The sequence below is a fragment of the Kribbella soli genome, from assembly GCF_004331345.1.
Classification (GTDB): domain Bacteria; phylum Actinomycetota; class Actinomycetes; order Propionibacteriales; family Kribbellaceae; genus Kribbella; species Kribbella soli.
In genome coordinates, this window is record NZ_SJJZ01000004.1 from 256,906 (window position 1) to 283,633 (window position 26,728).

General features: G+C 68.3%; 23 protein-coding genes. 7 read left to right on the forward strand and 16 right to left on the reverse strand.

Annotated features, from left to right (window positions below; all coding sequences use genetic code 11):
• Positions 1-834 carry an aldo/keto reductase gene (locus E0H45_RS32075; RefSeq protein WP_131344401.1) on the reverse strand — a complete coding sequence of 278 codons (834 nt, stop codon included), beginning with the start codon at positions 832-834 and terminating at the stop codon, positions 1-3.
• 56 nt (positions 835-890) lie between these two features.
• On the opposite strand from E0H45_RS32075, the gene E0H45_RS32080 reads away from it, so the two are divergent.
• Positions 891-1,937 (forward strand): ArsR/SmtB family transcription factor, encoded by a 1,047-nt coding sequence (locus tag E0H45_RS32080; RefSeq protein ID WP_131344403.1) that lies wholly within the window; start codon positions 891-893, stop codon positions 1,935-1,937.
• Between the two features lie 9 nt (positions 1,938-1,946).
• Here E0H45_RS32080 and E0H45_RS32085 read toward each other — a convergent pair whose 3' ends face one another.
• The 7 genes from E0H45_RS32085 to E0H45_RS32115 all read right to left on the reverse strand — a co-directional run bounded on the left by E0H45_RS32085 (position 1,947) and on the right by E0H45_RS32115 (position 8,816).
• Positions 1,947-2,243, reverse strand: a complete 297-nt coding sequence (locus E0H45_RS32085) for a hypothetical protein (protein WP_131344405.1) — start codon at positions 2,241-2,243, stop codon at positions 1,947-1,949.
• 41 nt (positions 2,244-2,284) lie between these two features.
• A complete protein-coding gene (locus E0H45_RS32090; RefSeq protein ID WP_165546671.1) occupies positions 2,285-2,656 on the reverse strand; it encodes a DUF3592 domain-containing protein in 372 nt (123 codons plus the stop codon).
• A 93-nt stretch (positions 2,657-2,749) separates the two neighbouring features.
• The gene (gene xylB / locus E0H45_RS32095) at positions 2,750-4,168 is read right to left on the reverse strand and encodes a xylulokinase (RefSeq protein WP_202872631.1); all 1,419 of its coding nucleotides are present in this window, start codon (positions 4,166-4,168) and stop codon (positions 2,750-2,752) included.
• 10 nt (positions 4,169-4,178) lie between these two features.
• On the reverse strand, positions 4,179-5,642 hold the full coding sequence (locus tag E0H45_RS32100; protein ID WP_131344409.1) for a mannitol dehydrogenase family protein: 1,464 nt from the start codon (positions 5,640-5,642) through the stop codon (positions 4,179-4,181).
• Positions 5,639-6,484: a carbohydrate ABC transporter permease gene (locus E0H45_RS32105; RefSeq protein WP_131344411.1), complete on the reverse strand. Its 846-nt coding sequence runs from the start codon at positions 6,482-6,484 to the stop codon at positions 5,639-5,641. The genes E0H45_RS32100 and E0H45_RS32105 overlap by 4 nt, the downstream gene beginning before the upstream one ends.
• A complete protein-coding gene (locus E0H45_RS32110) occupies positions 6,481-7,440 on the reverse strand; it encodes a carbohydrate ABC transporter permease (protein ID WP_131344412.1) in 960 nt (319 codons plus the stop codon). The genes E0H45_RS32105 and E0H45_RS32110 overlap by 4 nt, the downstream gene beginning before the upstream one ends.
• A gap of 11 nt (positions 7,441-7,451) precedes the next feature.
• Positions 7,452-8,816, reverse strand: a complete 1,365-nt coding sequence (locus E0H45_RS32115) for an ABC transporter substrate-binding protein (protein ID WP_131344414.1) — start codon at positions 8,814-8,816, stop codon at positions 7,452-7,454.
• Positions 8,817-8,951: 135 nt separating this feature from the next.
• Here E0H45_RS32115 and E0H45_RS32120 point away from each other — a divergent pair, with 135 nt between their 5' ends.
• Both E0H45_RS32120 and E0H45_RS32125 read left to right on the forward strand, forming a co-directional pair.
• Positions 8,952-9,899 (forward strand): sugar-binding transcriptional regulator, encoded by a 948-nt coding sequence (locus tag E0H45_RS32120; protein WP_202872632.1) that lies wholly within the window; start codon positions 8,952-8,954, stop codon positions 9,897-9,899.
• Positions 9,900-9,905: 6 nt separating this feature from the next.
• Positions 9,906-10,694: a phosphotransferase gene (locus E0H45_RS32125; RefSeq protein WP_131344416.1), complete on the forward strand. Its 789-nt coding sequence runs from the start codon at positions 9,906-9,908 to the stop codon at positions 10,692-10,694.
• Here E0H45_RS32125 and E0H45_RS32130 read toward each other — a convergent pair.
• Positions 10,651-11,076, reverse strand: coding sequence for a hypothetical protein (locus E0H45_RS32130; protein ID WP_131344418.1), 426 nt, complete (start codon positions 11,074-11,076; stop codon positions 10,651-10,653). The genes E0H45_RS32125 and E0H45_RS32130 overlap by 44 nt on opposite strands.
• A 68-nt stretch (positions 11,077-11,144) precedes the next feature.
• On the opposite strand from E0H45_RS32130, the gene E0H45_RS32135 reads away from it, so the two are divergent.
• Together E0H45_RS32135 and E0H45_RS32140 are read left to right on the forward strand one after the other, a co-directional pair.
• On the forward strand, positions 11,145-11,744 hold the full coding sequence (locus E0H45_RS32135; RefSeq protein WP_131344420.1) for a uridine kinase family protein: 600 nt from the start codon (positions 11,145-11,147) through the stop codon (positions 11,742-11,744).
• Between the two features lie 128 nt (positions 11,745-11,872).
• Positions 11,873-12,502: a hypothetical protein gene (locus E0H45_RS32140; protein ID WP_165546672.1), complete on the forward strand. Its 630-nt coding sequence runs from the start codon at positions 11,873-11,875 to the stop codon at positions 12,500-12,502.
• Between the two features lie 505 nt (positions 12,503-13,007).
• Here the strand turns inward: E0H45_RS32140 and E0H45_RS32145 are convergent.
• From E0H45_RS32145 to E0H45_RS32170, 6 genes are all read right to left on the reverse strand, one after another.
• Entirely contained in the window at positions 13,008-14,288 is a 1,281-nt protein-coding gene (locus tag E0H45_RS32145; protein ID WP_202872633.1) for a thymidine phosphorylase, read from the reverse strand.
• On the reverse strand, positions 14,285-14,692 hold the full coding sequence (locus tag E0H45_RS32150) for a cytidine deaminase (RefSeq protein ID WP_131344424.1): 408 nt from the start codon (positions 14,690-14,692) through the stop codon (positions 14,285-14,287). Before E0H45_RS32150 ends, E0H45_RS32145 begins: the two co-directional genes overlap by 4 nt.
• Complete coding sequence (locus tag E0H45_RS32155; RefSeq protein WP_131344426.1) at positions 14,670-15,953, reverse strand: ABC transporter permease; 1,284 nt, start codon at positions 15,951-15,953, stop codon at positions 14,670-14,672. Before E0H45_RS32155 ends, E0H45_RS32150 begins: the two co-directional genes overlap by 23 nt.
• The gene (locus E0H45_RS32160) at positions 15,950-17,155 is read right to left on the reverse strand and encodes an ABC transporter permease (RefSeq protein WP_131344428.1); all 1,206 of its coding nucleotides are present in this window, start codon (positions 17,153-17,155) and stop codon (positions 15,950-15,952) included. Before E0H45_RS32160 ends, E0H45_RS32155 begins: the two co-directional genes overlap by 4 nt.
• Entirely contained in the window at positions 17,156-18,706 is a 1,551-nt protein-coding gene (locus tag E0H45_RS32165; protein WP_131344430.1) for an ABC transporter ATP-binding protein, read from the reverse strand.
• A gap of 87 nt (positions 18,707-18,793) precedes the next feature.
• Positions 18,794-19,882 carry a BMP family lipoprotein gene (locus E0H45_RS32170; RefSeq protein WP_131344432.1) on the reverse strand — a complete coding sequence of 363 codons (1,089 nt, stop codon included), beginning with the start codon at positions 19,880-19,882 and terminating at the stop codon, positions 18,794-18,796.
• A 299-nt stretch (positions 19,883-20,181) separates the two neighbouring features.
• Here E0H45_RS32170 and E0H45_RS32175 point away from each other — a divergent pair, with 299 nt between their 5' ends.
• Positions 20,182-21,363, forward strand: a complete 1,182-nt coding sequence (locus E0H45_RS32175; RefSeq protein ID WP_131344434.1) for an amidohydrolase — start codon at positions 20,182-20,184, stop codon at positions 21,361-21,363.
• Between the two features lie 446 nt (positions 21,364-21,809).
• Here E0H45_RS32175 and E0H45_RS32180 read toward each other — a convergent pair whose 3' ends face one another.
• Positions 21,810-23,384, reverse strand: coding sequence for an acyl-CoA mutase large subunit family protein (locus E0H45_RS32180; protein WP_131344435.1), 1,575 nt, complete (start codon positions 23,382-23,384; stop codon positions 21,810-21,812).
• A gap of 154 nt (positions 23,385-23,538) precedes the next feature.
• Between E0H45_RS32180 and E0H45_RS32185 the strand changes: the two genes are divergently transcribed.
• Positions 23,539-26,634, forward strand: coding sequence for a M14 family metallopeptidase (locus E0H45_RS32185; RefSeq protein ID WP_131344437.1), 3,096 nt, complete (start codon positions 23,539-23,541; stop codon positions 26,632-26,634).
• The last annotated feature ends 94 nt before the right edge of the window (positions 26,635-26,728 follow it).

A 26,728-nucleotide genomic window follows, 5' to 3' on the forward strand; every position in this document is an offset into this window, starting at 1 on the left:
TCAGCCGACCGGACTCAACGCAGCCAGGCGGGCGAGGTGGTCCGAAGTCAGTTCGAGCCCGGCGGCCGCGACGTTCTCCTCGAGATGCCCGATCGAGCTGGTCCCCGGGATCGGCACCACCACGGGCGACCGCTGCAGGAGCCAGGCCAGCGACAGTTGCGCGGCTGTCGCTCCGAGCTCGGCGGCGATCATCCCGAGGAGCTGCGAACCGGCGTGCTCACCGTGCGCGATCGGGACCCACGGGATGAACGCGATCCCCTCCGCCGTGCAGTAGTCGAGGACGTCCTCGTGCCGGCGATCGGTGAGGTTGTACCGGTTCTGCACGCTGACCACGTCGACGTACTGCCTGGCCTCGCGCAACTGCTGCACGGACACCTCGGACAGCCCTACATGCCTGACCTTGCCCTCGGCAACCAGCCGCGCCAGAGCACCGAGCTGGTCGGCGAACGGTACGGCGGGATCGACCCGATGCAGCTGCAGGAGATCGATGCGCTCGACCTGTAGCCGCCGCAGGCACTGCTCCGCGGCCTGCCGTAGGTACTCCGGCCGCCCGCACGGCGTCCATTCAGCGGGTGACGGGCGGGTGTGGCCGACCTTGGTGGCGATCAGCACGTTGTCGTAAGGATGCAGGGCCTGGGCGAGCAGCTCCTCGTTGGCGCCGATGCCGTACGCGTCGGCGGTGTCGATGAAGTCGACGCCGAGCTCGACGACGCGGCGGGCAACCTGGATCGCCTCGGTACGGTCGGCCGCCGGGCGGTACCCGGTCAGCCGCATCGCCCCGAAGCCCAACCGGTGCACGTCCAGCTCGCCGATCTTCAGTCGTGTGTTGTTCATGCGGCCAAGGGTCCGGCCGGCGTACGGCGCGCCTGAACTGATTTAGACTGAACTAAATGCTGACGCTCACCTTCACTGTCGCGGACCTGGCCCGGACACGGCTCGCGATGTCCCCGCTCTGGGAGGTCGTGGCGAGCATCCGACTGCTCAAGTCGCCCAGGCCGCACCCGTTCCACAGCAGGTGGGCGCGAGCAACCAGGGAGCGGCTTGCCGGGTCCGAACTCGACCTGCTGTTCGACCTGGTCGACCCGGCTGTCTGGTACCTGGCCGACTTCCTCACGCCGCCGCCGAACAGCCCGCTCCCCGATCTCGAGAGCGATCTCGGCGCACTCCGGCGGGTGTCGCCCGAGCAGGTCCGCGCCGATCTCGACGTCCTCGCGTACGCGCGCCGGCGTCCCTTCGGCTCGCTCGCCGAGGCACAGGTGCCGCGCCGGCTCCGCCGACCGAAGCCGGGAGAACTGCCGTCCCGACGAGTCGCCGAGTTGTACGCCGACCCGGCCGAGGGCATCGCGCGGCTGGTGGATCAGGTCACGACGTACTGGGAGCTCGCGATCGCACCGTACTGGGGGCGGATCCGCACCCTGCTCGACGGCGATCTGCTCTACCGCGGGCGACGGCTCGGACAGGCCGGACCAGCGGGCCTCTTCGAGGATCTCGCCGACGGTGTGCGGTGGCGTGACGGCACCCTCTCCATCCGGCACCGTCGCTTCCACGGCGAGCGGAACCTCACCGGCGAAGGACTCCTGCTCACCCCGTCAGCCTTCGTCTGGCCGACGGTCTACTCGAGCACGATCCCACCCTGGCAACCGACCCTCACGTACCCCGCCCGCGGCATCGCCACCCTCTGGGACGACTCGGCACGCCCCACACCGTCAGGCCTCGCCGCCGTACTCGGAAGCTCACGTGCCGGCCTTCTCGAGCAGCTCGACACACCCCGGTCGACCACGGAACTGGCCACCCGCACCCGCCTCACGCCGGGCGGCGTCTCCCAGCACCTGACCGCACTACGCGCCGCCGGCCTGGTCACTCGACACCGGTCCGGCCGCACGGTCTTGTATGCCCGCAGCAACGTCGCCGACGCGCTCCTCGACGCCAGCACCTGAAGTACACATTCACCAAGGGCGGGACGAGACCTCTGGCGGCACCTGATTCGACGGGCCGCCGCGCCACACCGCGAGAACCAGAGCCACGAAACTGACCGTGATCCGCGCCCGCTTCCCGGTCTTTACGTCATCAAGAGTCGCTTCGACGACCTCGCCGCGATGCTCGAGCACGTAGACCTTGTGCGACTCGACGAAGCCGAGCACGAAGAACACCACGGCCCCGACCAACGCCAAGGCCGCGTGGAGCTTCCGGTCCGGTCGGCGCGCACGCTCGGGCTGGTAGGGCTGGTACGGCTGGGTCGACATCGAGGCATGACGCTACCTGTTGTCAGGGTCGGCGAGCAGGCTCAGCTGGATCGGCGGCGCCGGAATTTGAAGGCGGCGGCGATGAGTAGACCGAGGACGCCGGCGCCGAACACCACGGCACTCTTCCAGTAGTCGAGGCTCCAGTCGGCGGCCTGCATCCGCTGGGGGTGCAGTGGATCGTAGACGACCTCGATCGGCTCACCCTTCTGGGCGTGCTTGTAGTTCTCGGTCCTGGCCCGCACCGTCGCGCCGTCCCTCGTCACGAACCGGACCGCGATGCGCGTGGTTCCGTGCTCATCGGTCGTCTTGTCCAGCACGGTCGCGGTGGCTACCTCGCCACGCTGCTTCAGCAAGTAGCTGTCCTTGACGTCGACCCAGCCCGCGACCGCGACCACGAGCGCAATGAACAGCAAGACCGCACTAACAGGCTCGAACCTCCAGCGCCGCTTCGCCGGCTCCTGAACCTCTTCCACTGTCGTACGACGTCTCCTCGGTCCGACCGGCTCCTAGCGGTTGTACGGCGTGGACAGGAGAGGGCGGGTGTTGGTGAGGACCTGCGCGTAGTTGGCGCGGATGGTGGTGGCGTCGACGGTGAGGGCGGGCTCGGGTTTGCCGACGGGGATCTGCCAGGTCGGCGGGGTGGCCGCGCCGGAGAGAGCCCAGGCGGCTTGGCGGGCGGCGCCCAGGGCGACGTACTCGGCCGGCTCGGGGAGGACGACCTCGGCGCCGAGGAGGGCCGGGGCGAGGGCCTGTACGGCGCGGGAGCGGGCGCCACCGCCGAGGAGCAGGACGCGGTGGACCGGCAGGCCCTGGTCGCGGAGCGCGTCGACAGCGTCGGCGAGGCCGCAGAGCAGGCCCTCGACCGCGGCGCGGGCCATCGTCGCAGGCTGCATGGTCGCGCGGGTGAGGCCGTAGATCAGGCCGGTCGAGTGCGGGAGGTCCGGCGTACGTTCGCCGTCCAGGAACGGCAGCAGGACCAGGCCGTCGCTGCCCGGTGAGGTGATCGCGGCCTCGTCGAAGGCGGACAGTTCCAGGCCGAGCATCTGCGCGGTCGCGGACATCACGCGGGCCGCGTTCAGCGTGCAGACGAGCGGCAGATACTCGCCGGTGGCGTCCGCGAAGCCGGCCACCAGGCCGGTCGGGTCGGCGGTCGGGTGCGTGGACCGTGCGAACGCCGTACCGCTGGTGCCGAGGGAGACGGCGACGTCGCCCGGCTGGAGGTCGAGGCCGAGCGCCGCCGCGGCGTTGTCACCGGTGCCGGCCGCGATCGCCGCGCCGAAGGAAGTCTGGCCGACGATCTCGGTCGGTCCCGCGACGCGCGGCAGCGCGAGTTGACGACCGAAGGCGAGCTCGACGAGGTCGGGCCGGTAGCTGTTCGTCGTCGGCGACCACCACCCGGTCCCGGACGCGTCCCCGCGATCGGTGGTGATCCCCTCGATCCCGTGCCGATCGGCGGCCAGCCGGTGCGTCATCCAGTCGTGCGGCAGTACGACGGCAGCCGCCCGCTGTGCCGCCTCTTTGTCGCGTACCCAGCGGAGCTTCGTGACGGTGAAGGACGGTACGGGGACAGAGCCGACCGCTTCGGCCCAGGCTTCCGGTCCGCCCAACTCCGCGATCAGGTCGGTGGTGGCGTCGGCGGAACTGGTGTCGTTCCAGAGGACGGCCGGGTGGACGACCTCACCGGAGTCGTCCAGCAGCACCATCCCGTGCTGCTGACCGCCGATCGCGACCGCCTCGACGCCGTCGAGCAGACCGGCGGAGGCGGTCTCCCACGCCTGCCACCACGCCTGCGGGTCGACCTGCGTCCCGTCCGGGTGCGGTGCCCGGCCCTCCCGCAGTACCGCTCCGGTCTCCGCGTCGCATACGACCACCTTGGTCGCCTGGGTGGAGCAGTCCACTCCGGCGACCAGCCTCAGCTCAGTCATGACCCCAACACTAGAGCGCTTCGAGGGTGGCGCGGGCGCCGATCTCGTGGAGCGACTTCAGAGCGGCCTTGTACGGCGTGACGAAGTGCTCGTCCGACGCCAGGTCCCCGAACAGGTCCGGATCCGAGATGAACACCAGCGGGTCCTCGCGGTTGTGCTGCGCCCGCTCGACGAGCTTGTCGCGCAGCCGGTCCACGACCTCGATCGGCTGCCCCTGCTCGTCGACGCCCTCGGCGTACCGCGCCCAGGACGCGACCACGAGCACCGACCGCTTGATCTCCCGCCCGGCCGCGAGCTGCTCGCGCACCACCGGCAGCAACCACTTCGGGATCCGGTCCGAGCTCTCCGCGCACAGCCGCGCCAGCGTGTCGCGTACTTCGGGATTCGCGAACCGCTCGATCAGTTGGTGCTTGTAGCGGTCCAGGTCGACCCCGGGCACCGGCGGCAACGTCGGCGTACCTTCGTGGTCCATGTAGCCGAGCAGGAAGTCGACGTACAACTTGTCCTGGCAGACCTCGTGCGCGTACCGGTACCCGTCCAGGTACCCGAGGTAGCACAACGCCTGATGCGAGGCGTTCAGCAGTCGCAGCTTCATGAACTCGTACGGCTCGACGTCCTCGACGATCTGGACGCCGACCTCCTCGTACGGCGGCCGCTCGCCGCCGAAGTCGTCCTCGAGCACCCACTGCGTGAACGGCTCGCACACCACCGGCCAGCCGTCCTCGACCCCGAACCGCTCGGCCAGCGCCTCCCGGTCGGCGTCCGCGGTGACCGGCGTGATCCGGTCGACCATGCAGTTCGGGAACCGCACCTCGTTCTCCAGGAACTCGGCCAGCTCCAGATCCTTCAGGCGCGCGAACGACGCCAGCATCTTCCGCGCCACGTGCCCGTTGCCCGGGATGTTGTCGCACGACATCACGGTGAACGGCGGTACGCCGGCCTCGCGCCGCCGGCGCAGCGCCTCGACGATGAACCCGAACGCGCTCCCAGGTGTCGCGCCCGGCGCGAGGTCCGCGGCCAGCGCCGGATCCGAGGCGTCGAGCTCGCCCGTCACCTGGTTCACGTGGTACCCGCCCTCGGTGATCGTCAGCGAGACGATCCGGGTCGCCGGATCGACCATCCGGTCCAGGACCGCGGACGGGTCGTCCGGCGCGAACAGGTAGCCGACGATCGACCCGATCACCCGCGGCTCGAGCGTCCCGTCCGGATGTTTGATCACGAGCGTGTACAGCGAGTCCTGGGCGGCCAGTACGTCGGCCATCCGCCGATCGTGCGGCAGCACGCCGACGCCGACGATCCCCCAGTCCAGGGCCTTCCCGTCGTTCATCAGCCGGTCCAGGTACATCGCCTGGTGCGCCCGGTGGAACCCGCCGACGCCGAAGTGCACGATCCCCGGCGTCACCGCCGTACGGTCGTAGCAAGGCACGTCGACGTCATTGCGCAGAGCATCGAGTGCGGCAGCTGCCAGCCTCACTTGACCGCCCCCAGCGACAGACCCTGGACGAGCTTGTCCTGGGCCGCGAACCCGGCGATCAGCACCGGCAACGACACCACGATGGACGCGGCACAGACTTTGGCGAGGAACAATCCTTGACTGGTCACGAACCCAGTCAAGAACACCGGAGCCGTCTGCGCCACCGTGCCGGTCAGCACCCGGGCGAACAGCAGCTCGTTCCAGCTGAAGATGAAGCAGATCAGCGCGGCCGAGGCAATCCCCGGCGTGACGATCGGCGCCACCACGGAGCGCAGCGTACGGATCAGGTTCGCCCCGTCGACCGAGGCCGCCTCGAGGATCTCCACCGGCACCTCGGACAGGAAGCTGCGCAGCATCCAGACCGCGATCGGCAGGTTCATCGAGGTGTACAGGATGATCAGCAGCCAGATGTTGTCCAGGAACCCGACCGACTGCGCGAACAGGTAGATCGGCAGCAGGCCGGCGACCACCGGCAGCATCTTCGTGGACAGGAAGAAGAACAGCACGTCCGTCCACTTCTTCACCGGCCGGATCGACAGCGCGTACGCCGCCGGGAACGCGAGCAGGATGACGAGCACCGTGGACAGGATGCTCGCGGTCAGCGAGTTCGCGATCGACGGCCATGGCCCGGTGTCGAAGAACGACTTGTACCCGGCCAGGGTCAGCGGCGCGCCCAGGTCGGGCGGGTTCTTCGCCGCGTCCTCCTCGGTGTGGAACGAGGTCAGCAACATCCACACCACTGGCAGCACGAACAGGATCCCGACGATCCACGCCAGCCCGCCCAGGAAGAACCCACCACCACGACTCTTCTTCCCGGTAACGATCGTGACCTGACCGCTCATCGTCCGGTCTCCTCTCGGAACAGCGTGGACACCGAGCGCAGCGCGAGGGTGGCGATGGCGATCGTGCCGATCACCACGATCACACCGGCCGCGGAAGCCCGGCCGTAGTCGTGCGCGGTGTAGAAGGTCTGGTAGATCGTGTACGGGAGGTTCGCCGTACCGAGACCGCCGGACGTGATCGTGAAGACCGCGTCGAAGTTCTGTACGACGTAGATCGACCCGAGCAGCGCGGACAGCTCCAAGTACTGGCGCAGGTGCGGCAGCGTCATGTAGCGGAAGATCTCCCACTGGTTCGCGCCGTCGATCCCGGCCGCCTCGATGACGTCCAGCGGACGGCTCTGCAGACCGGCCAGCAGGATCAGCATCATGAACGGCGTCCACTGCCAGACCAGCGCGAAGATGATCGACCACAACGGCTGGTTGCTGATCCAGTCCGGCTGCGGCGCGTTGTCGCCGAACAACCACTTCAGCACGCCGTTGAACAGACCGTACGTCGGGTTGTAGAGCGCGTGCTTCCACAACAGGGCAGCGGCCACCGGGACGACCAGGAACGGCGTGATCATCATCGTCCGGACCGCGCCCCGGCCGCGGAACTTGCGGTCCAGCAGCAGCGCGATCAGCAGCCCGAACACCAGGCTGAGCAGGACGACGCCCGCGGTCAGCACGACCGTCACCCAGATCGCGTGCCGGGTGTTCGCGTCGGTGAGCACCCGGCGGAAGTTGTCGATCCCGGCGAAGCCGCGCTCGTCGGGGTAGTACGCGTTCCAGTCCATGAAGGACACGACGATCGTGACCACGAACGGCAGCTGGGTCACGATGATCATGAACACCAGCGCGGGCAGCAACGGACCCCGCCGGGCCCAGTCGCCGGTCCTGCGCATCAGCGTGCCTTCGGAGCCCGGCGGCGGCGTTGCCCGCCGGGACGCCTTGGTGTCAGGTTTCGCTTCGACAGACATGACCCGGCCCCTTACTTCGCTTGCCGCGAGCGGTACCGCTCAGCGACGTCGTCGGCGAGCACCTGCCCGCGTTTGAGTGCCTCGTCGACGCTCATCCGTCCCGCGATCGCCGAACTCACGTCCTGACTGACCTGGGTCCCGAGGTCCGGGAACTCCGGGATGTCGATGAACTGGATGCCCGGCGCCGGCCGCGGCTGGGTGCCCGGGTCCTTCGGATCCGCGTTCTCGATCGCGCTCTTGGTCGGCTCCGCGAACGCCGACGCCTCCTTGACGTACTCCGGGATCTCGTACGTCGACGCGCGTTTGCCGGCCGGAACGTTGGACCAGCCAACCTTCTCGCCGACGAGCTTCTCGTAGTCCTTGCCGGACGCCCAGGAGATGAACTTCCAGGCGTTGTCCTTCTTCTTCGAGGCTTCCTGGATGCCCCACGCCCACGCGTACAGCCAGCCGGAGCTGTCGGTCTTCACGACCGGTGCGGGCGCGTAGCCCATCTTGCCCTTGACCGGCGAGTTCGGCGCCTCGAGCGAACCGGCCGCCGACGTGGCGTCGTACCACATCGCGACGTTGCCCTGGATGGTGTTGTTCAGGCACTCGGTGAAGCCCGCCTGCGGCGCGCCCGCCTCACCGTGCGCGCGGACCAGGTCGACGTAGAACTTGGTCGCCTCGGTGAACTCCGGCGAGTTGACCTGCGCCTGCCAGTCCTGCGTGAACCAGGTGCCGCCGAAGGTGTTCACCACCGTCGTGAGCGGCGCGAACAGCTGACCCCAGCCGGGCTGGCCGCGCAGACAGATACCGCGCATCCCCGGCTGCGCGTTGTCGACCTTGGCCGCGATGTCCGCGACCTCCTGCCAGGTCGGCTTCGCCGGCATCGTCACGCCCTTGGCCGCCAGGATGTCCTTGCGGTACATGAGGAACGACGACTCGCCGTAGAACGGTTCGCCGTAGATCTTGCCGTCGTCCGCGCTCATCGACTCTGTCATCGGCTTCAGTACGTCGTCCTGGTCGAACGACGAATCCTTGTCGATGTAGTCCGACAGCGGCGCGATCCACTTGCTCTTGGCATAGATCGGGATCTCGAAGTTGCTCACCGACGCCACGTCGTACTGACCGGCCTGGCTGGAGAACTCCTGGCTGATCTTGTCCCGGACGTCGTTCTCCGGCAGCACGGTGAAGTTCACCTTGATGCCGGTCTGCTTGGTGAAGTTGTCGGCGGTGAGTTTCTGCAGATCGACCATCTGCGGGTTGTTCACCATCAGCACGTTGATGCTGTCCTCACCACCGCCGCCTGCTCCGCCTCCCCAGCCCGCACAGCCGGTGGTCACGCTCACCAGGAACGCGACGCCGACCGCTCCGATGCGTTTGCGCCTACTCAGCACGGTTTCTCCCTTGCTGGTCCGCTCATTTGAGCACGCCTCTGCTCACAGCACGAGTAGACCGGGAAGGGGCTTGACCTGTCAAGACTCTGTGCAACACTTGGGTCCGTTGATGCTCATATGAGCGGGGAGGCGTTGATGGAATCCTTCGGGCCGGCACAGCTGGTGCTGACGGCGTCGATCGCGCGGCGGTACTACGTCGACGGCCGGTCGAAGGTGGAGATCGCGGACGAGTTCCGGCTCAGCCGGTTCAAAGTCGCGCGATTGCTCGACCAGGCGCGCAGCAGCGGGCTGGTGCGGATCGAGATCAGCCACCCCGGCGCCATCGATCTCGACCTGTCCGCCCGCCTGCAGGAGGCCTTCGGTCTGCGCCGGGCGATCGTGGTGGACACCCCCGAGGTCGACGAGCCCGCGTTGCGCACGCAGCTCGGCAAGGCCGCGGCGGATCTGCTGTCGGAGATCGTCACGCCCGAGGACGTGCTCGGGCTCGCGTGGGCGCGTGCGGTGACCGCGATGACCGAGCAGCTGACCTCACTCGCCCCGGTGCCGGTCGTCCAGTTGACAGGCGCGCTGACCCGCCCGGACGTCGAGGCGAACTCGGTCGAGCTCGTCCGTCACACCGCGCGCCTGTCGGGCGGTCCGGCGTACCTGTTCTATGCGCCGCTCGTCGTGCCGGATGCCGCCACGGCGCGCGCGTTGCGGCAGCAGCCGGAGGTCGCGGAGGCGATCAGCCACTTCGACTCGGTGACGAAGGCGGTCGTCGGGCTCGGGTCGTGGTCGGCCGGCCAGTCGACGCTGTACGACGCGATGGACGAGAAGGCCTGTGAACAGTTGCTGCGCCGCGGGGTCGTGGCGGACATCTCGGGTGTTTTCGTGGACGCGGACGGCGTACCGGTGCAGAGCCGGGTCACCGAGCGGGTGATCGCGATCAACGCCGAGCAGATGGGCAAGATCGACGAGGTGATCGCGATCCCGTACGGGCTCGCGAAGGTCGCCGCGGTGCGGGCCGCCGTACGCAGCGGGCTGGTGAACGCGATCGTTACCCACGCACCCCTGGCGAAGGCCCTGCTGCAACAGTCAGACTGACCGGCGATGCCTGCTGCTGAGGTCGAGCTGGTCGGAGGTACGGCGAACCGCGGGTTGGTGGTGCGGGTCGGAGATACCGTCCGGCGGCCGCTGCGCGCCAGTAGTACGGCGACGCATGCGCTGCTGCAGCACCTGGAAAGCGTCGGATTCAAGGGCGCGCCGGCGTTCCTCGGCGTGGACTCACAGGGGCGCGAGGTGCTCTCGTACCTGTCCGGGGAGACCGTGACAGCGCCGTACCCCTCCTGGTCGATGACGGACGAGGCGCTCGACAGCGTGGCGGTACTGCTGCGGTCGTACCACCAGGCAGTCGCGGACTTCCGGCCCGCCGGGCTCAAGTGGGCCGAGCCGGTGCCTGCCGGCTACGTGACCGGTTTGATCAGCCACAACGACCCGAACCTCGACAACGTGGTGTTCCGGGACGGTGTCGCAGTCGCACTCATCGACTTCGACCTGGCCGGACCGGGATCGGCCCTGTGGGACGTCGCAACCGCCGTACGGCTGTGGGCTCCCTTGCGCCCGGATGCGGACATCCACGACGTACGGCGCGGGCAGTCGCTCGCCCGTCTCCGCCGCTTCGCGAACGCCTACGGCCTGACCGACACCGACCGCCTCCGCCTGGTCGACGCCGCCGCCGACAACCACATCTGGTGCATGGACTACGTCCGCCGAGGCTCCGAAGCCGGCCACCCCTGGTTCCACCAACGCTGGACCACCGGCGAGGCCGAACTCACCGACCGCACCAACCGCTGGTTCACCCAGTCGGAGGCCACACTCCGTCAGGCTCTTCTGGGTTGAGCTCCCGCTCCGCCTCTTCCCTGCCCTCGTAGTACTTCTCCTGCAGCCGCTTGACGAACGGCGGGATGAAGATCGACACGATGCTCGGAAAGTTGCCCCAACCGTCGTCGCCCAGCGCGTACACCACCAACTCAGCACAGACCAGGGCGATCACCACGATCCAGCCGCTCCGGCAGATTCGTGGCCCTTCGTCGGACCTCAGCCCGCGCCGCGTGACTGCTCCGATGCCGAACATGACCCCGATGAGCAGGAACACAGTCCCCCGCGCGATCAGGTACCACTGGTCGGCACCGGAATAACTGCCGTACCCGCGAAAGACGAGCACCGCGGACACGACCGCGCCTGCCGCCATCACAGCGTAGAACGCGGCACCCAGCTTCATTTTCGGCACAACTGGTTATCGCGGGTGGGGATTGGCCGTTACTGCACGAAGTGGAAGAGAATGTGCCGGTGCGTTCACGGGTGGTGTTGCTGGCGGGGCCTTCGGGGGCGGGGAAGTCGCGTCTGGCGGAGCACGTCGGGCTGCCCGTCGTACGGCTGGACGACTTCTACCGGGACGGCGACGACGAGGCGATGCCGCGGTCGCCGCTCGGGATCGTCGATTGGGACGACCCACGCTCCTGGGACGGGGACCGTGCGGTCGCGGCTCTGGAGCAGTTGTGTACGACGGGAACCGCCGAGCTCCCGATCTACGACATCGCGGCCGACGGCGCTGTCGGTCACCGACCGGTCACCACCGGCGATTCGCCGCTGATCGTTGCTGAAGGCATCTTCGCCGACCAGATCACCGGCGCGCTCCGCGACCGCGACCTGCTGGCGACCGCGATCTGCGTGTACCACCACCGCGTCGTCACGTTCGTCCGGCGGTTCCAGCGGGATCTCCGCGAGCACCGCAAACCCCCGCTGACGCTGCTCCGCCGCGGCCTGCTGCTGCTCCGCGACGACCCGCAGGTGGTCCGCCGCTGCGTCGCCGCGGGCTGCGAACCCATGCATCCGAAGGCCGCCCGCGCCCGGATCGAGACGCTTCTCACGCAGGCGACGTCTCAGTAATACAAGGTTGTTCGCCTGAAGTTCACCAACTTCTGTTGGTATCGGGGCCACCATCGGATGCACTCGGGGGCGAGTGGCCGAACGGAGAGGGACCCGTGAGACGGAATGCGTCAGGCGTTGCCGTTGTAGTGAGCGCAGTACTGCTGGGTGTGACCGCCTGTGGGAGTGAGGACGGCGCGTCGGCGAGTGCTGCCCAGACCCCGGCGGCCAAACACTCCGCGCTGTCCGGCATGGCGGACAAGTCGCCGAAGAGCGTCCTCGCCGGACTCGCCGCGCTCCCCCGCGGGTACGTCGCGGATCCGCGCAACGTCACCGGCCCGTTCACCGCGTCGTCGTACCTGAACACCTGGTCCGCCGATCCGGCGCTGGACCGCGCCCTGCTGCTGAACGCGAGCTTCGTCGAGGGGTACCGGGCGACCCGGCTCAGCCCCGACAAGAAGAAGCGCTACACCGTGCAGCTCTTCAAGACCGGCTCGCCCGCCAAGGCGCAGGCCCTCCAGAAGGGCCTGTGGAGCCAGGACGTCCACGACCACCCGTTCACGATCCCGAACGCGCTTTCCGACGCCAGCGTCGAGTACGACGGCAGCACCGACCAGTCGGTCGCCATCGCCGAAGCCAGCCTCGCCGTAGGCCCGATCGTCGTAGAACTCACCGTCCGCGAAACCAGTGCCCTCGGCAGCGAACTGACGCCCGACACCACCCTCATCACCGCACTGGCCAAAGAACAACACACCCGCCTGCCCACAACCTCCAGCTGACCCTCAGGACGGCGACACAGAGCGGGACAACCGGCTCTTGTGACCGACGCATGGGTGGTCGACAGGCCCCAGGGCGGCGCCGGCCTTGCTGTGATCTGCAGCTCGACAGGACGTGTCGGATGGCCGGGTAGTGCACCTGAGCGTGAACGCGCCCGTGCGTACAGCGTCTCACCGGTGCACTACCTGTCGAGCTTGCACATCACCCCGCCGCGAGCAGCCGAGCCGCCACCAACCCGATCACCCAGCCGGCCACCCGGTGCGGAGAGCCGGATATCCCCTCGTGGGCAAGGCTCTCGTCGTGCCCGGTCAGGCCGGCCGGTGGGACGGACCGGGCGGTGCATGCCGCGTGCGGTGCGGTGCGGGCGGTGGTGTGGTGGCTGTCACGTCGGCCTGCGGCAGCTGTCGTGGCGGGGAGTGAAGTCGTCGCTATATGCAACTTTATTTCCCCGCGCCCACAACCTGTCCACCAAAAGTGGACAGGCCCCGGGGCGGAAGAACGGTGAGGTCAGGCGGTGATGCGGTCGATGACCAGTGGGCCTGGCTGGTGGGAGTCGGCGACGGCGACTGCGTCTGTGAGGGACTCCAAGGCCCGCTCGATGCGGCTCGGGTCGTCGGTGTGCAGGGTGAGGAGTGGCTGGCCCTCCTGGATGCGGTCGCCCGGCTTGGCGTGCATCTCCACGCCGGCGACCGGCGACACCGGGTCCTCCTTGCGTGCGCGGCCTGCGCCGAGGCGCCACGCCGCGACACCCACCGCGAGGGCGTCGAGCTTGGACAGTACGCCGGACGACGGGGCCGGTACGACGTGCTGCTCGGGAGCGACCGGGGGCTCGGCGGACGGGTCTCCGCCCTGGGCCGAGATCATCGCCCGCCAGGCGTCCATCGCCGTACCGTCGCGAAGCTTCTCGGCCGGGTCGACGCCGGTGACCCCGGCCGCGGCGAGCATCTCGTTGGCCAGGGCAACGGTCAGCTCGACGACGTCGGCAGGTCCGCCACCGGCCAGTACCTCGACCGATTCGCGAACCTCCAAGGCGTTTCCGGCCGTCAGCCCCAGTGGGACGGACATGTCGGTGAGCAGGGCAACGGTCTTCACGCCCGCATCGGTGCCCAGGGCAACCATGGTCTCGGCGAGCTCGCGGGCGTCCGTCAGGTCCTTCATGAACGCGCCGGATCCGACCTTCACGTCCAGCACCAGCGCGCCGGTGCCTTCGGCGATCTTCTTGCTCATGATCGAACTGGCGATCAACGGGATCGCCTCGACCGTACCGGTCACGTCGCGCAGCGCGTACAGCTTCTTGTCCGCCGGCGCCAGACCGTCACCGGCCGCACAGATCACCGCGCCGACGTCCTCGAGCTGTTGCATCAGCTCGTCGTTCGACAGCGACGCCCGCCAGCCCGGGATCGACTCCAGCTTGTCCAGTGTGCCGCCGGTGTGGCCGAGCCCCCGGCCGGACAGTTGCGGTACGGCGACCCCGCAGGCCGCCACCAACGGGGCCAACGGCAACGTGATCTTGTCGCCGACGCCACCGGTCGAGTGCTTGTCGGCGGTCGGCCGGGACAGCTTGCCGAAGTCCATCCGCTCGCCGGACGCGATCATCGCCGCGGTCCAGCGGGCGATCTCGCGCCGGTTCATCCCGTTCAGCAGGATCGCCATCGCCAGCGCGGACATCTGCTCGTCGGCGACGTCGCCCTTGGTGTAGGCGTCGATCACCCAGTCGATCTGCCCGTCGCTCAGCTCGCCCTTGTCCCGCTTGGCCCGGATGACATCCACCGCGTCGAAACTCATCATTCCTCCAGAAACTCGGGCCCGAACGCGTCCGGCAGCAGTTCGCGCAGCGGCCGGATCCCGGTCGCGGTCTCGATCAGCAGCCCCGGGCCGCCGTTCTCGTGCAGCAACTGCCGGCACCGTCCGCACGGCGTCAGCAGGTGCTCGTGCTGATCCACACAGGTGAACGCGACCAGCCGGCCACCTCCGGTCCGGTGCAGGTCCGACACCAGCCCGCACTCGGCGCACAGCGTCAAGCCGTACGACGCGTTCTCCACGTTGCACCCGGCAACGATCCGTCCGTCGTCGACGTACGCCGCGGCGCCCACCGGGAAGTGCGAGTACGGCGCGTACGCGCGGTGCATCATGTCGACGGCAACCGCGCGCAACGCCGGCCAGTCGACCTCACTCGGTGACGTAGGGCTCACCGTCCGCCTTAGGTGCTCTGACCCGGCCGACCAGGCCCGCGACCGCGATGATGGTGGCCAGGTACGGCGCCATCAGCAGCAGCTCGCCCGGGATCGGGGTCTGGATGATCTGCAGCTGGGACTGCAACTGCGTCGCGAACCCGAAGAACAGCGCCGCGACCATCGCACCGATCGGGTGCCAGCGGCCCATGATGAGCGCCGCCAGCGCGATGAACCCGTTGCCGGCGGTCATCTCCTTGCTGAACGAACCGGCATACCCGACCGTGAAGAAGGCGCCACCGAGCCCGGCCAGCACGCCTGCCCAGAGGACCGCGGAGTACCGGACCCGCTTCACCTTGATGCCGACCGTGTCGGCCGCCTTCGGGTGCTCGCCGACCGCGCGGACCCGCAGGCCCCACCGGGTCTGGAACAGCACGAACGTGACGACCGCGACCGCGAGGTAGGTCAGGTAGACCAGGACCGTCTGGTTGAACAGGATCGGCCCGATGAACGGGATGTCGGCCAGGCCCGGGATCTTCACCGCGGACAGCACGTTCGGCGTATTCAGTTTGTCCGCATCCTCCTGCAGGAACTGGTCGAACAGGTACCCGGTGATACCGGACGCGAACACCACCAGTACGACGCCCAGGACGACCTGGTTGACCAGGTACTTGATCGAGAACACGGCCAGCAGCCAGGCCATCACTACGCCGCTCACGGCGGCCGCGATCAACGCCGCCGCCGCGCTGTTCGTCGTACTCGAGACCACCGCGGCCGTGAACGCGCCGACCAGGAACTGGCCCTCGATCGCGATGTTGATGACCCCGGCCCGCTCGCACAGCACACCGGCGAGCGCGCCAAGGATCAGCGGGGTGGCGAAGTTCAGCGTGCCCTGGAACTGGTTGGCCAGCGGGAAGGTCTTGCCCGCGGCCGCCCAGCACAGGAACGAGCCGATGAAGCAGATCCCGAGCAGGGCAGCCAGGTAGCCGGAGTACGACTGCGGGACCCGGCGCAGCAGATACGCCCCCGCGGCGATCACACCGAGGATGCCGAGCACCAGCGCGGTGAACTGCGCGGGGACGCCGAGCAGGTTGTTCTGCAGGTCGCCGGAGACCAGCTGGAACGTCGCCTTGCCACCGTTGGTGAAGATCGCCAGGCCGAAGCCGATCAGGGCGAACACCAGCATCACCCCGCCGACCCGCAACCGGCGGGTCCGGTCGGCCGGAGCCTCGATCGCCGCCGGCGCGGGCGGACGAACCGTGTCCGCAGTCGTCTCGCTCATCCGTTCCAGCCTTTCGCGAGGACCGCACCCACTCCGCGTTCCTTCGGCAGGAACGGGAAGATCGAACGCACCAGCGCCGGAGCCGCGACGAACAGCACGATCACGGCCTGCAGGACGGTGGTCAGGGTCAGCGGGGTCTGGGTGATCAGCTGCATCTGCAGACCGCCCGCGTTCAGCGCGCCGAACAGCAATCCGGCCAGCACGGTGCCGAGCGGCGTACCGCGTCCGAGCAGAGCGACCGTGATCGCGTCGAACCCGACCGAGGCAGCGACGCCGTCGGTCAGCGGCAGGTCGGTGCCCAGCACCTGCTGGGTCCCGGCCAGACCGGCCAGCGCTCCGGCCACCACCATGGCAATGATGTACGCGCGGCCGACCGACATCCCCGCGGTCCGGGAGGCGTCCGCGTTCGCACCGACCGCGCGGAGCTCGAAGCCGATGGTCGATCGGTTGAGCAACCACCAGACGAAGACCGCGGCCAGCAACGCCACAAGGAAGCCGAGGTGCAGCCGGGTGTCGCCGAACTGCGGGTACTGCGCGTTGGAGTTGACGACCGGCGAGATCGGGTCGGTCCGCCCGGGCCGCCGGAAAGCACTTGTCGTGAGCAACCACTGGAGCAGGTAGATCGCCACGTAGTTCAGCATGATCGTCACGATCACCTCGTGGGCACCGGTTCGCGCCTTCAGCACGCCGACCACGCCACCCCACAGCGCGCCACCGATCAGGCCGGCGATCACCGCGAGAACGAGGTGCAGAACAGGCGGCAGGTCCCACGCGAATCCGACGTACGCGGCCAGGATGGCGCCGACGATCAGCTGACCCTGGGCACCGATGTTGAACAACCCGGTGCGGAAGGCGAGCGAGACCGCGAGACCGCCACAGATCAGCGGCGTTGCCTGGGTCAACGATTCGGTGATCGGGGTGACCCCACCCAGTGCGCCGACGGCCAGCGCCTTGTAGGCCTCGCCGACCGCGCTCACGGCCGCGGAGACGGTGTCCATCGGCGCGGCGCCGAAGTACCCGACGGCCGTCTTCACCTGGTCGTCGCCGACGATGATCAGGATCGCGCCGACCAGCAGGGCCAGCACGATCGCGCTCAGCGAGACCAAACCCTGGATCGCCCACGACGGCAGGCCGGACCGCTGCGGTTCCCGCTGCGGCGCGGGCGCGGCCGGCGCCGGCTCGACGGTTGTGTCTGTGCTCATCTAGATGGTTCCCAACGTGGTCGGGTTCTCGATCGCGACTTCGTGCGCCTCGGACTTGGAGGCACCGGCCATCATCAGGCCCAGCTCGTCGCGCGGGGTGTCGGCCGGGACGACGCCGACCACCTTGCCGCGGTACATCACCGCGACCCGGTCGGTCAGCGCCGCGATCTCGTCCAGCTCGGTGGACACGATCAGTACCGCGGTGCCGTTGTCGCGTTCCTCGACGATCCGGGCATGCAGGAACTCGATCGAGCCGACGTCCACGCCGCGGGTCGGCTGGGACGCGACCAGCAGCTTCAGCGGGCGGGACAGCTCGCGGGCCAGCACCACCTTCTGCTGGTTGCCACCGGACAGCGACGACACCGGCTGGTCGATCCCCTGGGTGCGGATGTCGAACTCCTCCACCCGGGCCTGCGCGTTCTTCTCGATCTCGTCGGTCCGCAGTGCCAGCCCGTTGCCGAACGGCGCCTGGCGGAACAGGTCGAGGACCAGGTTCTCGGCGACCGTGAACGGGCCGACGAAGCCGTCGTGGGCACGGTCCTCGGGGACGTAGCCGATGCCGGCGTCCAGCCGCTGTCGCGTCGAACGTCCGGTCAGGTCGTCGCCGTCCAGCGAGATCTTGCCGGCCGCGATCGGAGTGAGCCCGAGCAGCGCCTCGGCCAGCTCGGTCTGGCCGTTGCCCTGGACACCGGCCACCGCGAGGATCTCGCCGGCCCGCACCTCGAGGTCCACACTGTCGACAGCGGTGAACCCACGCTCGTCGATCACGGTCAGCCCCTCGACCCGCAGTACGACGTCCTTCGGCTGGGCCGGCTCCTTGTCGACGACCAGGTCGACGGCGCGGCCGACCATCAGCTCGGCCAGCTCTTCCTCGGACGCGGACGGCTCGGCGTCGCCGACGACCTTGCCGCGGCGGATCACGGTGATCTTGTCCGCGATCGCCTTGACCTCTTTGAGCTTGTGGGTGATGAAGACGATCGACGTGCCGTTCTCCTTGAGCTGGCGCATCACGCCGATCAGCTCGTCGATCTCGGCCGGGGTGAGCACCGCGGTCGGCTCGTCCAGGATCAGCACGCTGGCGTCGTTGGTGAGCGCCTTGATGATCTCCACCCGCTGCTGCACGCCCACCGGGATGTTCTCCACCAGCGCCTCGGGGTCGACCTCGAAGCCGTACCGGTCGGACAGCTCGGTGACCAGCGCGTGCGCCTTCTTCCGGTCCAGTACGCCGCCGGCCCGGGTGTTCTCCCGGCCGAGCATGATGTTCTCGGCGACCGTGAACACCGGGACCAGCATGAAGTGCTGGTGGACCATGCCGATACCGTGCTTGATCGCGTCGCTCGGCGAGGTGATCTGCACCTTCTCGCCGTCGATCACGATCTCGCCCGAGTCGGGCTGCAGCAGCCCGTAGAGCATGTTCATCAACGTGCTCTTGCCGGCCCCGTTCTCACCGAGCAGGCAGTGGATCTCACCCGGCTCGATGACCAGGTCGATGTGGTCGTTGGCGACCAGCGAGCCGAAGCTCTTGGTCAGGCCGGACAGCTCGAGATGCATGCGGGCAGCCTTCCCTCTCAGACGGAGAGCCAGGAAGGCGTGACCTGTAGGTCTGCCTTCCTGGCTCGCACCGTACTACGCGGTGTGTCAGGACGCCTTCGGCTGCGCCTTCGACGCGACGGTGATCTTGCCGCTGACGATGTCAGCCTTGATCTGGTCCAGCTCGGTCTTCACGTCCGCCGGGACCTTGCTGTCGAACTCGTGGAACGGCGCCAGCGACGTACCGCCGTTCTCCAGCGTGCCGGTGAACTGGGTGTTGTCGAACTTGTTGTCGACAACGGACTCGATCGCGTCCTGGACGGCGACGTCCATACCCTTCTGGACGCTGGAGATCAGCACCGAGCAGTACTCCGCCGCGCTCACGCAGCCGTCGGTGTCGACCCAGATCGCGTTCACCTTGCCGCTGCTGGCCTTGGCCGCCTGCAGACCGCCCAGACCGGCCGGGCCGGCCACCGGGAAGATGATGTCGGCGCCCTGGGTGATCAGGTTCTGCGCGTTGGTCTGGCCCTTGGCCTTGTCCTCGAAGTCGTTGGTGAACAGGCCGGTCTGCTTCGCGTCGTCCCAGCCGAGCACCTGGACGTTCTTCGACTTCTGCGTGTTGTAGTACTTCACGCCTTCGGCGAAGCCGTCCATGAAGATGGTCACCGTCGGGATCTTGATACCGCCGAAGGTGCCGACCTTGCCGGTCTTGCTCATCGCCGCGGCCAGGTAACCGGCCTGGAAGCTGGTCTGGGCGGTGTTGAAGAGCAGCGGCTTCAGGTTCGGGATCTCGCCGACCTTGGCGGTATCCGGAGCCGAGTCGACGATGGCGAACTTGATGCCCGTGTTGGCCTTGGCCGCCTTCTCGGTGGCGTCCTCGAGCTTGAAGCCGACGGCGACGATGACGTTGCACTTGGCGTTGACCATCGCGGTCATGTTGGTCGGATAGTCGTTGTCCGACTTGGACTCCGCCTTGACCTCGGTCAGGCCCTTGGCCTTGACGGCGTCCTGCAGACCTTTGTACGAGGTCTGGTTGAACGACTTGTCGTCGAACCCGCCCGAGTCGGAGACCATGCAGGCCTTGAAGTCCTTGTTGGCGCTGCCGCCTGCGTTCTCTTCGGTCGGCTTGCTGCCACACGCGGCGACGGCGAGCGTCAGCACGCCCACGATCGCCGTTCCCCGCACGTACTTCTTCACCGGAAGTCTCCTTCGTCGACCAGATACGTTTGCACGCCGCACGCCTGCCCCCACGTGCCGCATCCGCAGACTATAGGGGCGGTCAGTGTTTCTTTGAACGTCAAGCAGGCCTCGATACCGGAAAGTGACCGGCATCCGCGTCACATTTCGACAACTTCTCCGGTGTGGTCACCGACCGCGCTCCCCACATCACAGCGTGCACGCTCCGTGGTCGCCCTCACCGTGCGTGGCGGTCACGGCCGGTGAACGGCGGCGGGGCTCGGTGCGTCCCGGCGTACTCCTGGTGTCACAATCTCGGGATGAGTCATCAGTTGCTGGTCGCGGACGTGCTGGCGCGGGTCGAGGCGGTCCGTGAGGACATGGTCGACGTACGGCGCGATCTGCACACGCACCCGGAACTCGGGTGGCACGAGGTGCGGACGACCGAGCTGCTCGAGAAGCGGCTCGTCGAGGCCGGGCTGTCGCCTCGGGTGCTGCCGACCGGGACCGGGCTGATCTGCGACATCGGATCCGGCGACACGTGTGTCGCGCTGCGGGCCGACATCGACGCGCTGCCGGTACCGGACGGCGTCGAGGCGCCGTGGCGGTCGACCCTCGACGGGGTGGCTCACGCGTGCGGTCACGACGTACACACGTCGGCGCTGCTCGGTGCGGCGCTGGTGCTGGCCGGGATGGCGCGCGACGGACAGCTGGACCGGCGGGTCCGGGTGATCTTCCAGCCGGCCGAGGAAGTGATGCCGGGCGGGGCACTCGGCGTCATCGCGGCCGGCGGGCTCGACGGGGTCCGCCGTATTTATGGTGTGCACTGCGATCCGCGACTGCAGGTCGGGCAGGTCGGACTGCGGGTGGGCGCGCTGACGGCGGCGGCGGACCGGATCCTGGTCCGGCTGACCGGTCCGGGTGGTCACACCTCGCGGCCCCATCTGACCGCCGATCTCGTGTACGCGCTCGCGACGCTCGTCTCCGAGCTCCCGGCCGCTCTCTCCCGCCGGGTCGACCCCCGCGCGGGCATGTCCCTCGTCTGGGGCCGCATCACCTCCGGCTCGGCGGCCAACGCGATCCCGTCCCGCGGCGAGGCCGAAGGCACCCTGCGCTGCCTCGACGCCAACGCGTGGCGCCTCGCGGAGGAGCTCATCCCGTCGCTGGCCGCGCAGATCGTCCGCCCGTACGGCGTGGCGGTCGACACGGAGGTCACGCACGGCGTACCCCCCGTCGTGAACGACGCGACCGCGATCAGCGTCCTGCAGAACGCCGTACAGCAGACCCTCGGCGCCAGCGCCCTCGCCCCGACCGACCAGAGCCTCGGCGGCGAAGACTTCGCCTGGTACCTCGAAGACGTCCCCGGCGCCATGGCCCGCCTCGGCGTCCGCCCACCCACCCAAGAAAACGCGGCGGACCTCCACACCCCCGGCTTCGACCCCTCCGAAGAAGCCATCACCGTAGGCACCACCCTCCTCACCACCACCGCCCTCCTCGACTAAGGAAACGCACAGCTGCGCAAAGGGCACCGCTTCGCAGCGACAGTCTTCCGCCGCCTCCGGCGGGAGCGCATCAGGTGCAGCTGGACGGAGGGACTGGCGCCAGGGGCACCACCGACTCCCACCGCAAGGCACGGCACGCGCCCGCAGCAGGTCCGTCGGTGGGACCGGGTCGTCGAGTCGTGGGTTTTGGCGGTCACCTGCAGCCTCGATCCACGACTCGCGGTTTCGAGGGGCAACCAAACGCCACGACTCGGCGTGAGGCCGCATGTGCGGCGGGAGCTGTCGTGGCGGGGAAAGAAATCGTCGCTCTGTGCAACAGAGTTTCCCCGCTCTTGAGGTTTGGCTCCGATCGGGCAGGAGTCTCCCACCAACCTCCGTCAGGTACCTGCCGCGCACGCCGCCGGAGGCGGCCGACAGGGAGGCGCCGTCTTTTGGGGTGGTGGTGGTTAGAAGGTGTCGGCTGGGACGTAGACGCCCCAGACGTCTCTGAGGGTGTTGGAGACTTCGCCGACGGTGGCTCGGGCCTTTAGGGCGTCTTTCATCGGGTAGAGGCAGTTGTCGTTGCCTTCGGCAGCTTTTTTGAGGGCGGCCAGGGCCTCGTCGACGGCGGTCTGGTCGCGGGTGCTGCGGAGGGTGGCCAGGCGGGCTACCTGCTGGGCCTCGATGGTGGGGTCCACGCGGAGGGGTTCGTACGGCTCCTCGTCGGTGATCTTGAACTTGTTCATGCCGACGACGACGCGTTCGACGGCGTCGATCTCCTGGGCGATCTGGTACGCCGAGCGCTCGATCTCCTGTTTCTGGTAGCCCTTCTCGATCGCGGCGACCGCACCGCCGTACTCCTCGACCTGGTCCATGAGCTCGACCGCGGCAGCCTCGACCTCGTCGGTGAGCGACTCGACGACGTACGAGCCGGCGAACGGGTCGACCGTCGCGGTGATGTCGGTCTCGTAGGCGAGGACCTGCTGCGTGCGCAGCGCGAGGCGGGCCGCCTTCTCGGTCGGGAGCGCGATCGCTTCGTCGTACGAGTTGGTGTGCAACGACTGGGTTCCACCGAGTACGGCGGCCAGGCCCTGGATCGCGACCCGCACCAGGTTCACCTCGGGCTGCTGCGCGGTGAGCTGCACGCCCGCGGTCTGCGTGTGGAAGCGGAGCATCAACGACTTCGGGTTGCGAGCGCCGAAGGAGTCCCGCATCACCCGCGCCCAGATCCGCCGCGCCGCACGGAACTTCGCGACCTCCTCGAGCAACGTCGTCCGGGCGACGAAGAAGAACGACAGCCGCGGCGCGAACTCGTCCACGTCCAGCCCGGACGCGATCGCGGCCCGCACGTACTCGATCCCGTTCGCGAGCGTGAACGCGATCTCCTGCGCGGGCGTCGCCCCGGCCTCGGCCATGTGGTAGCCGGAGATCGAGATCGTGTTCCAGCGCGGCAGCTCCGCCTGGCAGTACGCGAAGATGTCGCTGATCAGCCGCAGCGACTCCTTCGGCGGGTAGATGTAGGTGCCGCGGGCGATGTACTCCTTCAGTACGTCGTTCTGGATCGTGCCGGTGAGCTTGTCACCGGAGACCCCCTGCTCCTCGGCCACCAACTGGTACAGCAGGAGCAGCACCGACCCGGGCGCGTTGATCGTCATCGAGGTCGACACCTGGTCCAGTGGGATCTTGTCGAACAGCACCCGCATGTCGTCGATCGAGTCGATCGCCACCCCGACCTTGCCGACCTCGCCGTGCGCGATCGGTGCGTCGGAGTCGTACCCCATCTGGGTCGGCAGGTCGAACGCGACCGACAATCCCATGGTCCCGTGGTCGATCAGCTGGTGGTACCGCTGGTTCGACTCGGCCGCCGTGCCGAACCCGGCGTACTGCCGCATCGTCCACGGCCGCTGGGTGTACATCGTCGGGTACACGCCCCGGGTGTACGGGAACTGCCCCGGCTCCCCCAGCTTCGCCTCGGCGTCGAACCCGTCGAGCGGTCCGTAGACCGGCGCGAACTCGAACCCCGACTCGCTCCGATGACTCATCCTCCCACCGTAGGCCGAACCACACTCCCACTGGTATGCACAGCCTGGGTGAGATCGAGCACGCCAGGTGATCACAGACCACGGGCTGTTGACTTGTGACCTGGGTCACAGGAGGCTGCGACAGAGTATGCACCGTCGACCGGGGAGGGGCGACATGCGTAGATCTCCTGTTCTCATCGCAGTACTGGCCGTCGTAGCGGGGGCATTGGCCGCGGGACCGGCAGCGACCGCGGCACCAGGGCCGGGGGGTGACGGCCTGGAGGTCTACGTCGGCGAACTGGATCCGCAACAGCTGCAGAAGCTGGCGGACATCGGCGTGGATCGCGAGGGCCTGACCACCGGCCGGACGGCCGACGGCAAGGCCAAGGTCGAGGTCGTCATCACGGACCGGCAGGCCGACAAGCTCCGCTCCGACGGCGTCGACCTGAAGGTCAAGAAGGTGAAGGGCCGGGACGCCTCCGACGAGGCCGCCCGGCTCGCCGCGGCCGGCACCGTGTTCCGCCCGTACAGCGGGTCCGGCGGCCTCGCTGAGGAGCTGAGCACGACAGCCGCCGCCAATCCGGCCTTGGCCAAGTTGGTCCGGATCGGTACGACGGTGCAGGGCAAGCCGATGTACGCCGTCAAGGTGACCAAGGACGCCCGCTCGTTGACGGACGGCGCGCGCCGGTCGGTGCTGTACATGGGCGCCCAGCACGCGCGCGAGTGGATCACCCCCGAGATGGTCCGCCGGCTGCTGCACCACGTCCTCGACAACTACGGCAGCAACGCCGAGATCACCAAGCTGGTCAACACCACCGAGCTGTGGTTCATGCCGGTGGCCAACCCGGACGGCTACGACTACACGTTCACCGGGGACCGGCTGTGGCGGAAGAACCTGCGCGACAACAACGGTGACGGGGTCATCGCGCCCGGCGACGGGATCGACCTGAACCGCAACCTCGCGACCAAGTGGGGTTACGACAACGAGGGCTCGTCTCCCGACCCGAACAGTGACACCTACCGCGGCACCGGCCCGAACTCCGAGCCGGAGACCAAGGCCCTCGACGGGCTGTTCAGCCGGGTCCGCTTCACCGAGCTGATCAACTACCACTCGGCCGCACAGCTCCTGCTGTACGGCGTCGGCTGGCAGGTCAACACGCCCTCGCCGGACGACATCGTCTCCGCGGCGATGACCGGTGACGACGCGAACCCGGCCGTCCCCGGCTACGACCCGGACGTCTCCGCCGAGCTCTACACCACCAACGGCGAGACCGACGGACACGCCACAAACAAGTACGGCACCCTGGCGTTCACGCCGGAGATGTCGACCTGCCAGACCGCGTCGGCCGTCGATCCCAACGACGAATGGCTGCCGGCGGACTGCGTCAGCGTCTTCACGTTCCCCGACGACGAGGGCCTGATCCAGGCCGAGTTCGCCAAGAACATCCCGTTCGCGCTGTCGGTCGCGAAGTCCGCCCAGGACCCCGACGACCCGGTCTCCGTGGTCGGCCAGAAGGCCGCCGACCTGGTCGCCGACCCGTTCACGGTCTCGTACGGCACCACCCAGCCGGTCGCGGTCACGGCCAAGCGGGCGTTGAAGAACCTTCGGATCAACTACCGGATCAACGGCGGCGACGCCATCGACGACAAGGTGTCGGAGTGGCAGGGCGGCGAGCGGTACGGCGACTCCGACGACCACTACTACGCCGAGTTCCGCGGGACTGTCCGCCGTACCAAGCCTGGTGACTCCGTCGAGGTGTGGTTCACCGGCAGCAAGGTGGGGACCGGAGCGGTCAGCAGTGATCACTTCACCTACAAGGTCGCCACCGACATCGGTGGGCAGGTCCTCATCCTGGCCGCTGAGGACGTCACCGGCCTCAGCCCGGCCCAGGGCGTCGCCACCGCCAAGTACGCCGACGAGTACGCCGCGGCACTCGCCGCGAACGGGATCTCTTCGGACGTGTACGACGTGGACGCCAACAACCGGACCGCGCCGCACCATCTCGGCGTTCTCTCGCACTACAAGGCGATCGTGTGGGAGACCGGCGACGACATCATCCCGCGGGAAGTCGGCCAAGTCGGAGGTACGGCGGCCGAACTGGCGCTCGATCTCGAGCTGTCCGTCCGCGATTACCTCAACGAGGGCGGAAAGCTCCTGCACACAGGGAAGTACGCCAGCTACGCGAGCAGTCAGGACGGCGCGTACTGGTACAACCCGTTCGAGGAGCAGCAGGGCGAGTGCACCACGCCAACGGTGTACCCGTGTATCCAGCTGCTGAACGACTTCGAGCAGTACTGGCTCGGTGCCTACAGCTACGTCGACAACAGCGGTAGCGACGCCAACGGGGACCCGTTCCCCATCCGCGGAGTGTCCGGCGCGTTCAACGGGTACGCCGGAACTCTCAACGGCGGCGACTCCGCGAACAACCAGAACCACACAGCGGCGTTCGTCCTGACGTCAAGTGTGTTGCCGGCGGCACAGTTCCCGCAGTTCGCCAGCTCGGCGCCACTGAAGTGGGATCGGCCCGGCGCCGCGCCGTTCGAGCCGGTCACAGGTTCGCAGTACGTGTACAGCCAGCGAGGCGACATCAGCTACAAACGGCTGACCCGCACAGTGGATCTGGCCGACGTGACGGCGAGTTCCTTGCCGTCGCTGTCGTTCAAGACCTCCTACGACACCGAAGCCGACTGGGACTACGTGTTCGTCGAGGCCCACACCGTGGGTCAGGACGACTGGACGACACTGCCGGACCTGAACGGTCACACGTCGCAGGACACGGGCCAGAGTTGTCCGGCCGGTTGGGCAGTTCTGCATCCGCAGCTCCTGCACTACCAGGGCGCGGACTGTTCACCGGGCGGCACCACCGGAGGCTGGTATGCGGCAACGGGTTCCAGCGCGGGCTGGCAGGACTGGAAGGTCGATCTCGCGCCGTACGCCGGGAAGCAGGTCGAACTCTCGATCAGCTACGTCAGTGACTGGAGCACCCAGGGTCTCGGTGTCTTCGTCGACGACACCACGGTCACGGCCGGCACGACCGTGCAGACGTCGTTCGAGACCGACCTCGGCGGCTGGACGGTGGCCGGTCCACCACCTGGCTCCGCGGCGAACCCGAACGACTGGATCCGCACCACGACCGCCTTCATCGAAGGAGCCGGCGTCACGACCAGAGACACCGTGTACGTCGGGTTCGGCGCCGAGGGTCTCACCACGCAGGCGATGCGCAACGACCTGGTCCGCAGGTCGATGATTCACCTGTTCAGCTCGCCGTAGCCGACCGGCCGCCCTGGTCCACGCGACCAGGGCGGCCGGTTCCTACCAGCGGAAAGTGAGCGTTTCCGCCGGCAACCGCTCACGCACGTCGCAC

Bases quoted from the DNA above. Each gene is read 5' to 3' on its own strand.
- E0H45_RS32105 (WP_131344411.1), bottom strand. From the start codon at position 6,484: ATGAGCGGTCAGGTCACGATCGTTACCGGGAAGAAGAGTCGTGGTGGT.
- E0H45_RS32165 (WP_131344430.1), bottom strand. From the start codon at position 18,706: ATGCATCTCGAGCTGTCCGGCCTGACCAAGAGCTTCGGCTCGCTGGTC.
- E0H45_RS32125 (WP_131344416.1), top strand. From the start codon at position 9,906: ATGCCTGCTGCTGAGGTCGAGCTGGTCGGAGGTACGGCGAACCGCGGG.
- xylB (WP_202872631.1), bottom strand. From the start codon at position 4,168: ATGACTGAGCTGAGGCTGGTCGCCGGAGTGGACTGCTCCACCCAGGCG.
- E0H45_RS32080 (WP_131344403.1), top strand. From the start codon at position 891: ATGCTGACGCTCACCTTCACTGTCGCGGACCTGGCCCGGACACGGCTC.
- E0H45_RS32155 (WP_131344426.1), bottom strand. From the start codon at position 15,953: ATGAGCGAGACGACTGCGGACACGGTTCGTCCGCCCGCGCCGGCGGCG.
- E0H45_RS32160 (WP_131344428.1), bottom strand. From the start codon at position 17,155: ATGAGCACAGACACAACCGTCGAGCCGGCGCCGGCCGCGCCCGCGCCG.
- E0H45_RS32085 (WP_131344405.1), bottom strand. From the start codon at position 2,243: ATGTCGACCCAGCCGTACCAGCCCTACCAGCCCGAGCGTGCGCGCCGA.
- E0H45_RS32120 (WP_202872632.1), top strand. From the start codon at position 8,952: ATGGAATCCTTCGGGCCGGCACAGCTGGTGCTGACGGCGTCGATCGCG.
- E0H45_RS32110 (WP_131344412.1), bottom strand. From the start codon at position 7,440: ATGTCTGTCGAAGCGAAACCTGACACCAAGGCGTCCCGGCGGGCAACG.
- E0H45_RS32145 (WP_202872633.1), bottom strand. From the start codon at position 14,288: ATGATGAGTTTCGACGCGGTGGATGTCATCCGGGCCAAGCGGGACAAG.
- E0H45_RS32075 (WP_131344401.1), bottom strand. From the start codon at position 834: ATGAACAACACACGACTGAAGATCGGCGAGCTGGACGTGCACCGGTTG.
- E0H45_RS32175 (WP_131344434.1), top strand. From the start codon at position 20,182: ATGAGTCATCAGTTGCTGGTCGCGGACGTGCTGGCGCGGGTCGAGGCG.
- E0H45_RS32130 (WP_131344418.1), bottom strand. From the start codon at position 11,076: ATGAAGCTGGGTGCCGCGTTCTACGCTGTGATGGCGGCAGGCGCGGTC.
- E0H45_RS32185 (WP_131344437.1), top strand. From the start codon at position 23,539: ATGCGTAGATCTCCTGTTCTCATCGCAGTACTGGCCGTCGTAGCGGGG.
- E0H45_RS32180 (WP_131344435.1), bottom strand. From the start codon at position 23,384: ATGAGTCATCGGAGCGAGTCGGGGTTCGAGTTCGCGCCGGTCTACGGA.